The sequence below is a fragment of the Floridaenema aerugineum BLCC-F46 genome (genome assembly GCF_041929345.1).
Taxonomy (GTDB): Bacteria; Cyanobacteriota; Cyanobacteriia; order Cyanobacteriales; family Aerosakkonemataceae; genus Floridanema; species Floridanema aerugineum.
Genome location: NZ_JBHFNQ010000062.1, coordinates 1 through 13,593, shown reverse-complemented (window position 1 = coordinate 13,593; position 13,593 = coordinate 1). Strand labels below are relative to the sequence as shown.

Sequence of the window (13,593 nt, the reverse complement as noted above, 5' to 3'; positions counted from 1 at the left end):
CCCTTCTTGAATTTTCTCTTCTTGATTATTCTTTCAGCCAACAGACAACTAAAAACAATTTTGTAAAAGGTCTATTGGTTAAACGTTCTTATCGGTACCACGAGTGTTGGTTTGAATGTACAGAATTAAGAGAAAAACGGTAGGAACCAACACAAATAGAATACTGGCGACAAACCCTAGATCGTTAACTTCCATAAAATCCCAACCTCTGTTCACAGCAATCTTTTGACAAAACTAGGATATCACGCCAAGTACTTATGGTTTGCTAATTACGCTGACTGGCCCATTAACCAAAGTTTGACAAGCCAGCCGATAATTTTCCGGTTTCTTCTTCAACTTCCGATTTTCTACTTCCGTGCGGGGAGAAAGGTTTTCCATTCCAGAGGCAATTTCGACAATGCAGGTGCCACATTGACCGTAACCACCGCAATTCATTAATTTACCCGTGAATTTATACAAATCTATGCCATTTTGCAGCATTTTCTCTCTTAAATTCGCCCCATCGGCTGCAACCACTTCACTATTTTCTTTAACAAATTTAATGTTAGCCATTACTTACCCCTTGATTAACCGGATCTTCGCCTTGAACAAACCCGTCGATTAGCGTTGACTGTCTTATTTTACTTTTTCTTAAGAACTATTACAAACTTTAAATATTGGGGACTGGGGACTGGGGACTGGGGACTGGGGACTGGGAAGGGGTTAGGGGTTAGGGAGGTGGGGAGGTGGGTTCGGTTAGGGGAGAGTTTTGAGTTTGTAGGGGCGGGTTTTGCAAGAGAGATTGTCTGTGAGTGAAAAAGCTTTTTACTCGCACCCGCCCTGGAGAGAGTTTTGAGTTAAAAAACTTCCCCATCCCCCCATCCCCCCATCTCCCCATCCCCCCATCTCCCCATCCCCTCTAGGGAAGTGGGATGTTACTTACAGATCTGGTGAGGGTGGCTAGCGATCGATTGTAGTCAATTACTGCTCTAACTAAGTTTCCTTGCGCTTCTGTCAGGTCGTTTTCTGCGTCAATTACTTCCGTTTGCGTACCCACTCCAGCTTGAAAACGCAACCGTGCTAAACGTAAAGCTTCTGCGGCTTGGGTTACGGCGAGTCTAGCAGTTTGAATGTTCTGGAAGTTAGCGTTTAAATTGTAAAAGGCTTGTTCAACTTGGAAACGAATTAGATTCCGCCGATCGGCAAATTGAGTTTCTGCGATTTCAATATTAGCTTCCTCTTGCGCTGCCCTTGCCCTAGCTGCGCCGCCATCAAACAAATTCCAATTCAGTCTTGCCCCCACTGTATAACCATCTGCCAAACCGAAACCATCATTAAACCGATCTAGCAGATTGTAGTTGGCAACTAAACTTACTTGCGGTCTGCGAGTGGCTAAGGCAACACGCCGTTGCTGTTCAGCAACATTCCGTTGCGCTAACTGCTGTTCCAGTTCAGCACGGTTTTGAAATGCTCTAACAATACTTTCTTCTAAAGTTAAATTCCATAGTCCAGCAATTTCTACAGGGTCAGCAGCGACAATATTAATTGATTGGGGTAAACTCAAAATTTGCGCTAACTGGCGACGGTTGACTTGCTGTTGAGCGCGGTTAGTAACTAAAAGTTGGTTTTGGTTGGCTAACTGCACTTGTGCCCGCAGGGTATCGAATCTGGTGCCTAATCCGGCTTGTTCCAATGCTATAGCATCTCGTAAACTTTGTTGAGCATTACGGACAGCAGATTCGGCAATTCTTACCTGTTCATCTGCCAGTTGCAAGTCGTAGTAAGCATTGGAAACGTCCAAGCGTGTTTGTTCGCTTAAGGCTTCAACTGCTAACTGGGCGCTGCGAAGTCTTTCTTGGGCTGCCCGAATTTGAGCGTTACGCCGCCCTCCATCTACAAGGCTATACTGAGCTTGTATTGTGCCGCTTAAACTTAGTGCTCCAGGCTCAGATAGCTGCTCAGGTGGCTCGACGAATGTTTCGCCTCGTTGTCGTGCCGCTTCTCGTGCCGCATCTATTTCCCTTTCTCTTCTCCTTTGATCTCGTTCAAAGCCAAACTCGTTTTCAGCGCTTCGTCCCCCTTGCACATCTGCGTTTAAATCTACTGTGGGATACAAGGCTGCTCTGGCTTCTCGTAGCTGGGCTTGGGCCTGTTCCGCTTGTAGTCGGGCTACTTGCAGGGGGCGATTGTTCCGTTCTGCTAGTTCTATTGCTTGTTCTAAGGTCAGAGGTTGAGTTAGTTCTATGTTTACCTCTTCTGGTCTGGTGGGAAACTGTAATGGGTTAGGATTGGGGGTCAGATAGTTGGGAATGGGAACAGCGCCCGGTGGTCGCTTAACTGGTAGATTTTGTGCCATCAAGTTATTGGTTGGAGATAGGGATCTGCGGTTTTTTGTCACTTGATGATTTGACGTTAAAGCCTTGATATTGCGATCGCTTTGCCTGCCAGATCGCCCTGTCGCGGATTCCAGTAACGGCAGTTCGCGATCGGCTTTTCTTTGTTCCTCTTTGTGCCTTTGATTACTAAGTAATAAATCACTCTTTTGAACCACAGCAGGTAAACTTTGGTTACTTTTCATTGCTTCACTGCTGGACTCAGGACTGGCTACACCGCTTTTAGCGTTAGCTATGCGGGGCATACCAGCACATACTATGGCACTCACACTCACAACCACAAGATAATGAAGCTTTAACATACGCTTTTGAAGAGTCTGCTGCTTTGTGCAAACAACTACAGCAGCATACTAGTTGAGAACTGGACTTGGCAAACACTCCCTTGGTCAGCAACAGGTAGCGTCATCGTGATCCAAGAGTACCCCGGTGAGCAGCTAACTGTTTCCTGATCAAATATAAAAGCCTTTCTGCTTTCGGGCAACAATGGTATTTCTCTAATGAATGTAACCAGGAAAATGCCAATTTTACGGAATCGTCTAGGTTATGTTCCGATTTTCTGATTTTTTTGTTAGCTCTTGTTTAATAAACTATACACTTATTCAATTGTGTATAGCACTGAGCAATATAACATAGTTTTATCAGCCATTATAATAAATGAGTATCCCATATTTAGAACAATTGCTTTATTTATGGTTAGGAGATTAATGTTATAATAGCAAAAAAAAGGCGATTTTAGTGAAGTTTAATTATTTTCCAGAAACCTTGCTGGCATTAGTTGCTTTTTCTGTGCTAATTTGGCGCAAAAATCGTTTAATTAATCAAATACAAAAACCGCTTCGGAAAAAAATGATCTTACAAAAAAATCTGCAACCTGAAACAGATTTATCCCAAAATTATGAAATATTCCAGTTAATACTGGAGGCTACTAATGAGGGAATTTGGGATTGGGATATCAAAAATAATACTTTATTTTGGTCGGATAAATTGTTGATTTTACTTGGTTTAATGCCGGGAAGTTGTCATCCGACTTTAGACTTATTTTATCAATTAATTCACGAAGAAGATCAGATAAGAGTCAACCAAGCAATCCAACAACATTTAGAATTTAACCAGCCATATAAGTGCGAAATGCGATTAAAAAAGGCAGATGGTAGTTATGGTTGGTTTCTCAGTCAAGGTAAAGCAGTGCGAGATGCTAATGGTCATGCTATCCGTATGGTTGGCTCGATGGTTGATATTAGCGATCGCAAAGAAATAGAAGAAAGATTGCGGCAGAGTGAACAAAAGTTTCGTTCGGTTTTTGACAATGTTCCGGTAGGCATGGCATTAGTTAATGCTGACGGATATACCATGTTAGCTAACGAAGCAGATTGTCAGTTTCTTGGCTATACCCAAGAAGAACTAATTGGGATGCACTTTACGGAATTTACCCATCCCGAAGATCTAGCCATAGATCGGGAATTACACAAGTCGTTATTAGCAGGAGAAATAAATAGCTATGTAATTGATAAACGTTATATCCGCAAGGATAAAGCAGTTGTTTGGGGACGCTTGTCAGTATCTTTAATTAAAAATAAAGATGGTTCCCTTTTATATACAGTAATTGTTTGTGAAGATATCACTGTTCGTAAACAAGCAGAAGAAGCTTTGCGACAAAGTGAAGCCAAACTTGCGGCGGCTCAAAGAGTTGCTCGGATCGGCAATTGGGAATTAGATATAATTACTAGAAAAATTGTTGGTTCGTCAGAGTTATTCCGCATTTTTGGCTTTTTTTGCGACCGCAAAGAATATGATTACCAAGAAGTTTTGCAAGTTTGTTTTCCTGAAGATCGAGAAAGATTACTACAGGCAATTAGCCGAGCAATTAGCGAGGGAAAATCTTTTGAAATTGATTTTAAAGCTGTTCGTAAAGATGGTGCAGTTATCTACAATCAAGCTAGAGGAGAAGCAGTTTTCAATAGTCAAGGACGAGTAGTTAAACTATTTGGTACAGTTCAAGATATTACTCAACGTAAACAGCTAGAAGTATTACTACAATCGCAAGCGCAGAGAGAAGAAGCTCTAAACCGAGTCATTCAAATAATTCGCAACTCCTTGGATTTACCAACTATTTTTGACTCTGCTGTTACAGATATTGGTGAACTTTTAGAAGTTGAGCAAGTGGCTATTGTTCAGTATTTACCAGAGCCAGAAGTTTGGTTAACAGTAGCAGAATATCGCCAAAACAATCAGAGAAATAGCTTGATGGGGCAGAAAATTCCCGATCGAGACAATCCGATTTCTTCACAACTCAAAAAATTAAAAATTGTCCAGCTAAATGATACTAGCCTTTGTCAAGATGAGATTAATCAAAATTTATCTCAGATTTTTCCAGGCGCTTGGTTACTGATTCCATTACACTTTAACTCAGTGACTTGGGGTAGCCTGAGCCTTTTAAAACCTCAACAATATTCTTGGCAAGAATCAGAGATAGAAATAGCTAGAGAAATAGCCGATCAATTAGCAATGGCAATTTATCAATCAGAACTTTATCACCAAGTACAAACAGCGAATGAGGAGTTAAAAAAATTAGCAACTATTGATGGTTTAACTCAAATAGCTAATCGCCGTCGATTTGATGAATATCTTAACAACGAATGGTTGCGTCTGAGAAGAGAAAAAGCACCATTATCTTTAATTTTGTTTGATATTGATTTTTTTAAGCTTTATAACGATACTTACGGTCATTTAGCAGGAGATGATTGTTTACGCCAAGTAGCAATAGTTATTAGTGACATTTTCCGCCGCCCAGCTGATTTATTTGCTCGCTACGGTGGTGAAGAATTTGCGGTGATACTTCCTTACACTGATTTGTCAGGCGCAACTTATTTAGCGGAACTTATTCGCCAAACAATTCATAATTTAAAGATTCCCCATAGTCAATCTTTAGTAAGTAATCATTTGACAGTTAGCTTGGGAGTTACTTGTGTGATTCCAGATGCTCAATTATCGCCGCAAGAATTAATTAATGCTGCGGATCGAGCACTTTATTCTGCTAAACAACAAGGGCGCGATCGCGTAGCTTTTAGCGAAAACAACCATGCTAATTTCTGTGAAAATTAATTTATCCCCAAAATTTTGTAACTTTTATTGGCGTTTAGTAGCCAATAAATTTTTAGTTATCAGATAAATTGGTATAGGTTGATCGATACCTTTAAAGCGATATTCCCCCATTTCTTCTAACTCTAAACGTTGAGAAGGTTGCAACATTTTATATGTTGTTTCACTGACTATTAATTTACCAGGAGGACAGATTGATTCCATCCGCGAAGCTAAATTAATCGTCGAACCTAAAACCGTATAATCTACCCGCAATGTACTACCCACATCTCCCACAACAGCTTTCCCGCTATTAATAGCAATTCGTAATTCTAAAGGATGAAATAACACTTTATTTGTATTGATTTTTGCTAACCGATCTAACATTCCTTTCGCGGCTCTAAAAGCTCTTTCCGCGTGATCTTGTTGCGGTTCTGGTGCGCCAAAAAATGCCATAATACAATCGCCAATAAATTTATCTAAAGTTCCACCTTCCGCAAACACTTCTTGCAACATTTCCTCAAAAAAAGCATTGAGTAATTCGGAAATTTTTGCCGGAGTTAACTTTTCTGAAAGTGCTGTAAAACCGACGATATCAGCAAACATAATACTAATTTCGCTTTCTTTGGGAGTTAAGCGAGTGTCTGATAAATTACCCGCTTTCATCATTTGTTGTACTACTGCTGGAGAATGGTATCTCTCTAAGCGATGACGAATTTTTTCTTCATTCCTTAATTGCCGGGTTAGTAACCATCTTTGTACACTAGAAGCTACTAAGTTAGCTAAGGTAGAAAAAAAACTCAAATCTTCATCTTTTTGCTGAATTGATTCGCTAATGGGAATATGTCCATCAGCATATAAAACCCCAACAACTTTAGTTTCATCCCATAAAGGAACAGCCATTACACTGTGAATATCTTTAGTGATTATACTAATTTCATTACCGAACCTTTCATCGAGTTGGGCATTAGAAGTTTGAATTGCTATCTTTTGCACATATACTGTTTGGCATATACTGCGACTAATCCAACTTGCATCATTAGGTAAGGGCTGAGAATAGTAAACTTCTTTAACTGCTCCATTAAATAGTTTTAAGTCCCCTGTTTCATTATCAACAATTAACAAACCTAACCGTTCCATACTTTCAATGTAACGGAAAACAACTTTTTTAACTGCTAAGAATATCTCTTCGATCGATTCGGCTGAGTTTAAATTTTGCGCGATATCAACTAAGTCTTTTAAGCGGGCGATCGAGGTTTCTTGTCGTTTAACTTTATCAGCTAAATTATCCGCTTGTATCCATTGTTCTTTCAAATCATTCACATTGCGAACAATAGTCATTCCCTCATCCAATTCAGGTTGATCGAATTTTATTACCTTTGGTAAAGTAGAATCATCCAAAATAACTCTAGCATCAATATTCCCTAATTTAATCAAATCATTATGTGCTAAAATTGCCGGACTAGTCAACATTGTTTCATTTAAGAAAGTACCATTTTTACTTCCCGTATCTTCAATGAACCATTTGCCTTCCCCTTGCTTAAAAATTCGCGCATGATAGCGAGAAATTCCAAAATAAGGCAGATTTAAATGGTTATCTGGTAAACGTCCTATAATAAATTCATCTCGATCTACTGGTATTATCTTTTCTTCATTTTCCAGGTAGACACACAGCTTAAGCTCTGCCATTTTTTTACCCTTTATTGCTATTTATTATTGCTAATAGCGCCCCTGATATAAGTTGACACATCTACGGATGAAGTAACTTTTTTCTATCCTTATCATGTCTCCAGTCTAACCTAATAGGTACTTTCAATAACTGGATTTGTAACGAAAAGGCGTATCCGTTGTAACATTAAGATTAACCAGATCAAGCAATTGTTAACCAAGGTTAAAGAATCCACTTAGATGCCATATCTCGCTAGTATTTCCCTTTATCCAGTAAAATCCTTAGATGGAATAGCTGTTAACCAAGCAAAAGTGTTACCCAGCGGTGCTTTATGCCAAGACCGAGAATTCGCTATCGTAGATACACAAGGTCGGTTTGTCAATGGTAAACGCAATGCTTTAGTGCATTTATTGCGATCGTCTTGGAATAGCAGCATACAGACTATTTGTTTAGAGATTCAGGGAACATCAGAAAAACAGGAATTTGATATCGAGAGCGATCGCTCCCAGCTAGAATCCTGGTTAAGTCAATATTTTGGTTTTGCCGTCACATTAGTGAAAAACTCAACTACTGGTTTTCCAGATGATAACATTGCCTCTGGCCCAACTGTAATTAGCACCGCTACTCTAGAAACCGTCGCCTCTTGGTTTCCGGGAATTTCTGTAACCGAAATGCGCCAACGTCTCCGTACAAACCTGGAGATAAATGGTGTTCCTCCCTTTTGGGAAGATCGACTTTTTGGCAATGAGGGGGAAGTCGTAAAATTTCAAATTGGCGAAGTGATATTTGAGGGAATTAACCCTTGTCAACGTTGTATTGTTCCGACTCGTAACTCATTAACAGGCGAAAGTTATCCTAACTTCCAAAAACTTTTCAGCGAAAAACGCCGAGAAACTTTACCAAATTGGGTAAATTCATCTCGATTTAATCACTTTTATCGCTTGAGTCTTAATACAAAAATTCCTGCTTCTGAAGCAGGAAAAATTTTACGATTAGGAGATGAAATCAAACAGTTGTAATCTCTTAATCTCCAGTTTGTTGTAACGAATTTATTCGTTATTAAGCAACAATTGTTAATTCTCCAGTATCCAAATCATAACGACCACCCACAATTTTTAGCTTACCTTCTGTAATCAGGTTAGACAAAATAGTGGATTTTTGCTTCAAATTGTCTACTTGGTATTTCACATTAGCAGCAACCGCATTGTCTACAGGATCGCCTGTTTTTCCTCTTACCAATCGCACAGCTGGTTTAATCTCTTCAACAAAAACCCCCATTCTTCCAGGAAGTGGATCGCCTTTGACTGCTGCTGCTACTGCACCACATCTTTCATGCCCCACAACCATTATTAGCTGAGTTCCTAACACTGCGGTAGAAAATTCTAAGCTACCTATGGCAGTTTGACTGGCAACATTTCCTGCAACCCGAACTACAAACAAATCTCCAAGTCCCTGATCTAACACAATTTCTGCTGGAAGTCGGGAATCAGCACAAGTAAGAATGGAAGCAAAAGGATACTGTGCAGCAGCAGTTTCTTGTAAACGCAATTTAGACTGCAAATTTTGCCGCTTGTCCTCAACAAATCTTTTGTTTCCTTCAATAATTCGCTGCAAAGCTACATCCGCAGAGACTGGTTGCGGTTTTTCTTGCGCTTCTGCTAACTGCGGAGTCACTGCTTCCTGTGCGCCCCAAAGGAACCCGCCAGCAGTACTAACAGCTAAACCCGCACTTCCAATTCCCGCCCATTTTAAAACGTTACGACGACCGATAAAACCATCCATGCGACCCATAATTATGCTCGCTTAAACTCCACTATTTCATGCCGAAGACAAGTTTTTATTTTATTAAACTATGAGAACAACAATAAAAAATAATCTTCTTTTTTAAGAAAAATAAATTATAATTAAATTTTATTACATTTTTATATATGGTAACAAACCAGCTAGTGATTATGATTGACTACCAAGAAGCACATTTAAAACAGAACTACTCGACGGAATTTAGGGCTTATTTTTGTAGTAAATTTGGCTTTATTGATTAATAGTCTAATCCAATGTCAGTATGAGAATCTTGATCGTTGAAGATGATGAACGAATTGCCAAACCATTAGCTGAAGATTTAAGACATCAGCATTACGTTGTGGATTTAGCTGCTGATGGTTTGCAAGGTTGGGAATATGCAATTTCAGCAGAATACGATGTAATTTTATTAGATTTAATGTTACCAAAAATGGATGGTATCACTTTATGTAAACGGTTACGAGATACACAATTAAATGCGTTAATTTTGATGTTAACAGCGCGAGATACTACACAAGATAAAGTTATGGGTCTTGATGCGGGTGCTGATGATTATTTAGTTAAACCTTTTGAGTTAGAGGAAGTATCAGCGAGAATTAGAGCTTTATCACGAAGAAGTCGGCAAACTCAACAACCTATTTTAATTTATGGTGATTTACAACTTGACCCTAGTAGTCATAAAGTAACTTATGCTGGTAAAGTTTTGTTGTTAACGCCTAAAGAATATATGATCCTTAAATGCTTTTTGAGAAACCCAGAGCAAGTTTTTACTCGTTCAGCATTACTAGATAAACTCTGGGAGTTTGATAAGTCATCGCAGTCAGATACTATCAAAACTCACATTACCAATTTGCGTCGGAAACTCAAAGAAGCTGGAAGTAAGGAAGATTTAATTACCACTGTGTACGGTGTTGGCTACCGCCTCTCTAACAAATGAAACAAATTAATAATTTTGTTTAAGGAAATGAGAAATTAGAGAATGTTTAATAAAATCCGCGATCGCTTGTTGTGTTCTTACCTGTTTGTATTAGCATCAATACTGATAATATCTGCCCTAGCTGTAAGAGTGGTTTTTGTTCGCAGCTTAGCTAAACAGCAGACAGAAAAACTGATTGCTTTAGCTGAAGGAGTAGCGGCTAACGGACAGTTTTATCAAGGCAATAAAAAGTTTGAAAACGAATATTTTCTTAGAGATTTAGCTTTTCATAATCAAGCTTTACAATGGTTCAATCCTCAAGGTAAATTGATTGCTCAACAGGGACAAGTCGTGTTAAATTTACCAATTCCTGTACATCCAGAGCAAAAAGTACAATTTCAAACTGATAAGATTGCCATTGAAGGAGTAACTTTACGGATTATTAGTAGTAATAATGGTCAGCTAATTGGATATATTAGGGCGAGTCAAAGCCTAAAAGAATTAAATGAAACTATTCAGAAATTGGATTTTGGTTTAGGTGGGGGAATTGTGATGGCTTTGGTTTTAAGCGGTGTTGGGGGAGTGTTTTTAACTCGTCAAGCGATGCAACCAATTGAACAAAGCTTTCAACGCTTAAAACAGTTTACTGCTGATGCGTCTCACGAATTGCGAAGTCCATTAATGGCAATTAAAAGTAATGCAGCGGTGGCGTTGAAATACCCGGAAGGAATGCGATCGACAGATGCAGAAAAGTTCCAAGCGATCGCTAATGCTACCGATCAAATGTCTCGCTTAACAGAAGACTTACTGTTTTTAGCCCGAACTGATAATGTCAATAGTCATGATTGGGATCGTCTGGACTTAACAGCTATTTTAAATAATTTAATTGAACTTTATCAGCCACAAGCAGCTGCTAAACAAATTGATTTGTTAGGAAAATTAGCTGATAATTTATACGTTTTAGGTGATTCAGTTCAGCTGATTCGCTTGTTTACTAATTTACTGCAAAATGCCATACATTACACTCCTGAAGGAGGTAAAATTACCATCAAAGCCAGTCATTTTGGTACTTATATAGAAGTAAAAGTTCGCGATACAGGTGTAGGAATTGCACCGGAACATTTAAAACAGGTGTTTGAAAGATTTTGGCGGGCGGATCAATCTCGTTCCTATTGGAAAGGAGGTTGTGGTTTAGGATTATCAATAGCCCAAGCGATCGCCCAAAAGCACGACGGTGAAATTACTCTCACCAGTCAACTAGGAATTGGTAGTTGTTTCATTGTTTGTCTACCTGCTAACAATTCTTAAACTAAAAACGATATTAAGTAGGTGTAAATAAATAAAGTGATAATAGTTATATGAGGATGGGGTGGGCATCCTGCCCTTAATTTTCACTTTATTTATATGTACCTACTTACTACTCATTCATATTTCTTAAAGTAGCAACTGCGGAAGGAGATATTCGACTGAGATAACGGAATATCCAATATTTAAAAATCGTATCTAAGATTACTGGTACTGTAGCAATAAATAGAGAAATTGCACTTTTATTCGCCGCAATACCCAAATGACCTGCGAAACTTTCCAGTAGTACTTCCCAACCATGAGGCGAGTGAAACCCGACAAAGATATCTGTAAACAAAATAATGATAAAAGCCTTAGCACTGTCGCTCAAACCATAAATAATTTCATCCATAAAAGACTTAAGAACAACTATGTCTTGTTTGTGGGTCACAATAACTAAAGCAAAAGCAAAAAGCGCTATAATATCAGCAAAAACATTAGCCACAGCATCACGACTTTTGCCGCGAAACTCTTCGGCAATTTCATTAGCCTTATGTTTGACCTGCTCTTCCATTACTTCAGCCGATAATGGATTTGTCGGATTAATTAAGTTGTTAAACTTTAACTCTTCTTCAAAACTTTGTAACTCTCGGAGAGCTTCTTCTTTCATTTCCGAATTGAGAAAGATTTGAGCTTCGTTTTGGCTGACAAAATTATTAACTAAAGGAGTGACTAAGAAATGTTTCGCTGTTATTTGGACAAGCAAAGGAACAGTAATTAAAATTACCAGAAATCTTACGGAAATTCTAGTTTTATTCCGAGAATTGCGAAACTTTTTAATAACTTCTTCCTCAGCCTTTGGGTCTAATTCACTTTTGATTTTATTAATTGTTCTGCCAATTGACCTGGGTAAGGCTCCGGTTTTATCTGAAACAGTTTCAGTTGTTAAATCTTCCATATTCATAGAGGAGACGGATTGATTTTTTTTGTAAGAGTCGAGTTTTACTGAATTAGCGATCGGCACTAAAGCTAATGAATTATTACTAGGATATGAGTATTTTTCGATGATGCTATCAATTAATTTCACTTTCTCTAGTAAAAGCGGATTAGAAACATTCAGAAAATAGCGGCTGACTTTAAATTCGGCCAATCGCATTCTTACCTTACTTAAATTCTTGCCCAAATCAGTTTCTAAGTAAGACAAAACATTTTCACTATAATCGGTAGAATCAGTACAAATTCTCTCGCCATTAAAGTACTCTTCTTCAAGAGATTTAATGATCAAGGCTGCTTGGTATGCTTCCTCTAAAGCTCTTTCAGGAGTTTTCTGAAACCATTGATGAGCAGACAATAAGTGATGATTAAGTTTTTTATGCAAAGGCTCCGTTCTCTTGGAATAAAAAGAATTTTTCATTGCCGATACTTAACATATTTAACGTTTTAACATTATGTCCAGCAAATTAACTGGGCATAATATCAGGAATGATTGTTAATTAACTAGAACGCATGGCGGCGAGAGGGTCGGGTACAGGAAATAGCCCTTTTTCCAACGGGATAAATTCACCTTGACTAGCGTTGTAAGCGAGGATTTCTCCAGCTTCAATCTCATAAAACCAGGCGTGAAGATTGAGTTGACCGCTGTGAAGTCTAGCGCGAATTAAGGGGTAAGTTTCCAGGTTTTCTATTTGGGTTAAAATATTTTGTTCAATAGTTAACCTTAGCAACTTTTCACCTTTATAATCTTTGTAATTGTCTAGAACAAGACGACGGGTAGCCTCGGCATGATGCTTTAACCAGTCATAAACTAAAGGCATTTCTTCAGCCAAACTACCCACTTGTAAAAGACCTTTCATCGCTCCGCAATGAGAATGACCGCAGATAATAATATTCTTGATACCCAAAGCGTAAACAGCATATTCTATGCCAGCACCTTCGCCGCAATTTAGTGTTCCAAAGGCAGGAATAATATTACCAACATTCCGAATGATAAACAGTTCACCAGGCTGGGTTTGAGTCAGCAAATTTGGGTCAATTCTAGAGTCTGAACAAGTAATAAACAGTATCTCTGGGGCTTGACCGTGAGATAGTTGTTCAAACATTTCCCGGTGAGAGTTGAAATAGTTGTTATGGAACTCATTCAGACCTTTGATAATTCGGTTCATTGGCATTGGTAAATTCCCTCATTGACACTCTCCCGTTAAGCTATTCTCTGGGAGATTCTTGTTTCACCGAGCGCCGCTTTTTAGCAAAGCGTGCTAACGAGTCTTATGCCCTCTCCACAAGCTTGAAATTCTGTGTGTCCCACAGTATTTCTTGACAGTATTCTTAACCCTTCTTCCCTAATAATTAAAGTCAACGACTCTCTCACGAGAGCCGTTGCTCTCCAAAACCGTACTTGATACTTTTCGCATCATACGGCTCCTCAGTGAAATAGTGTTTGTCACACAAACGTCATTACCAGCATATCGTTAACC

Annotated in this window: 11 protein-coding genes and 1 pseudogene; 4 read left to right on the top strand and 8 right to left on the bottom strand. The window is 38.8% G+C overall.

Annotation, left to right across the window (positions count from 1 at the left end; translation table 11 throughout):
* Window positions 1-78: 78 nt before the first annotated feature.
* From psbM to ACE1CC_RS07540, 3 genes are all read right to left on the bottom strand, one after another.
* Window positions 79-195, bottom strand: coding sequence for a photosystem II reaction center protein PsbM (gene psbM / locus ACE1CC_RS07550; protein WP_413269857.1), 117 nt, complete (start codon window positions 193-195; stop codon window positions 79-81).
* Window positions 196-255: 60 nt separating this feature from the next.
* Entirely contained in the window at window positions 256-552 is a 297-nt protein-coding gene (locus tag ACE1CC_RS07545; protein WP_413269856.1) for a 2Fe-2S iron-sulfur cluster-binding protein, read from the bottom strand.
* 346 nt (window positions 553-898) lie between these two features.
* A complete protein-coding gene (locus ACE1CC_RS07540) occupies window positions 899-2,641 on the bottom strand; it encodes a TolC family protein (RefSeq protein ID WP_413269855.1) in 1,743 nt (580 codons plus the stop codon).
* Window positions 2,642-3,107: 466 nt separating this feature from the next.
* On the opposite strand from ACE1CC_RS07540, the gene ACE1CC_RS07535 reads away from it, so the two are divergent.
* Entirely contained in the window at window positions 3,108-5,474 is a 2,367-nt protein-coding gene (locus ACE1CC_RS07535) for a PAS domain-containing protein (protein ID WP_413269854.1), read from the top strand.
* 24 nt (window positions 5,475-5,498) lie between these two features.
* On the opposite strand, the gene ACE1CC_RS07530 is transcribed toward ACE1CC_RS07535, so the two are convergent.
* A complete protein-coding gene (locus tag ACE1CC_RS07530; protein WP_413269853.1) occupies window positions 5,499-7,139 on the bottom strand; it encodes an adenylate/guanylate cyclase domain-containing protein in 1,641 nt (546 codons plus the stop codon).
* A gap of 219 nt (window positions 7,140-7,358) precedes the next feature.
* On the opposite strand from ACE1CC_RS07530, the gene ACE1CC_RS07525 reads away from it, so the two are divergent.
* Window positions 7,359-8,138, top strand: coding sequence for an MOSC domain-containing protein (locus ACE1CC_RS07525; protein WP_413269852.1), 780 nt, complete (start codon window positions 7,359-7,361; stop codon window positions 8,136-8,138).
* Between the two features lie 40 nt (window positions 8,139-8,178).
* Here ACE1CC_RS07525 and ACE1CC_RS07520 read toward each other — a convergent pair whose 3' ends face one another.
* A complete protein-coding gene (locus ACE1CC_RS07520; RefSeq protein WP_413269851.1) occupies window positions 8,179-8,910 on the bottom strand; it encodes a carbonic anhydrase in 732 nt (243 codons plus the stop codon).
* A 271-nt stretch (window positions 8,911-9,181) separates the two neighbouring features.
* On the opposite strand from ACE1CC_RS07520, the gene ACE1CC_RS07515 reads away from it, so the two are divergent.
* Window positions 9,182-9,856, top strand: a complete 675-nt coding sequence (locus ACE1CC_RS07515) for a response regulator transcription factor (RefSeq protein WP_413269850.1) — start codon at window positions 9,182-9,184, stop codon at window positions 9,854-9,856.
* A 42-nt stretch (window positions 9,857-9,898) separates the two neighbouring features.
* Complete coding sequence (locus ACE1CC_RS07510) at window positions 9,899-11,143, top strand: sensor histidine kinase (RefSeq protein ID WP_413269849.1); 1,245 nt, start codon at window positions 9,899-9,901, stop codon at window positions 11,141-11,143.
* A 109-nt stretch (window positions 11,144-11,252) separates the two neighbouring features.
* On the opposite strand, the gene ACE1CC_RS07505 is transcribed toward ACE1CC_RS07510, so the two are convergent.
* The 3 genes and pseudogenes from ACE1CC_RS07505 to ACE1CC_RS36725 all read right to left on the bottom strand — a co-directional run.
* On the bottom strand, window positions 11,253-12,533 hold the full coding sequence (locus ACE1CC_RS07505) for a proton extrusion protein PcxA (protein ID WP_413269848.1): 1,281 nt from the start codon (window positions 12,531-12,533) through the stop codon (window positions 11,253-11,255).
* Window positions 12,534-12,612: 79 nt separating this feature from the next.
* Window positions 12,613-13,287 (bottom strand): carbonic anhydrase, encoded by a 675-nt coding sequence (locus tag ACE1CC_RS07500; protein ID WP_413269847.1) that lies wholly within the window; start codon window positions 13,285-13,287, stop codon window positions 12,613-12,615.
* A 34-nt stretch (window positions 13,288-13,321) separates the two neighbouring features.
* Window positions 13,322-13,463, bottom strand: a pseudogene (locus ACE1CC_RS36725) (RNA-guided endonuclease TnpB family protein); the annotation flags it as partial.
* Window positions 13,464-13,593: the final 130 nt, after the last annotated feature.

Excerpts from the sequence above, each read along its gene's own strand:
- psbM (WP_413269857.1), bottom strand. The coding sequence starts at position 195 with ATGGAAGTTAACGATCTAGGGTTTGTCGCCAGTATTCTATTTGTGTTG.
- ACE1CC_RS07545 (WP_413269856.1), bottom strand. The coding sequence starts at position 552 with ATGGCTAACATTAAATTTGTTAAAGAAAATAGTGAAGTGGTTGCAGCC.
- ACE1CC_RS07530 (WP_413269853.1), bottom strand. The coding sequence starts at position 7,139 with ATGGCAGAGCTTAAGCTGTGTGTCTACCTGGAAAATGAAGAAAAGATA.
- ACE1CC_RS07525 (WP_413269852.1), top strand. The coding sequence starts at position 7,359 with ATGCCATATCTCGCTAGTATTTCCCTTTATCCAGTAAAATCCTTAGAT.
- ACE1CC_RS07520 (WP_413269851.1), bottom strand. The coding sequence starts at position 8,910 with ATGGGTCGCATGGATGGTTTTATCGGTCGTCGTAACGTTTTAAAATGG.
- ACE1CC_RS07515 (WP_413269850.1), top strand. The coding sequence starts at position 9,182 with ATGAGAATCTTGATCGTTGAAGATGATGAACGAATTGCCAAACCATTA.
- ACE1CC_RS07510 (WP_413269849.1), top strand. The coding sequence starts at position 9,899 with ATGTTTAATAAAATCCGCGATCGCTTGTTGTGTTCTTACCTGTTTGTA.
- ACE1CC_RS07505 (WP_413269848.1), bottom strand. The coding sequence starts at position 12,533 with ATGAAAAATTCTTTTTATTCCAAGAGAACGGAGCCTTTGCATAAAAAA.
- ACE1CC_RS07500 (WP_413269847.1), bottom strand. The coding sequence starts at position 13,287 with ATGCCAATGAACCGAATTATCAAAGGTCTGAATGAGTTCCATAACAAC.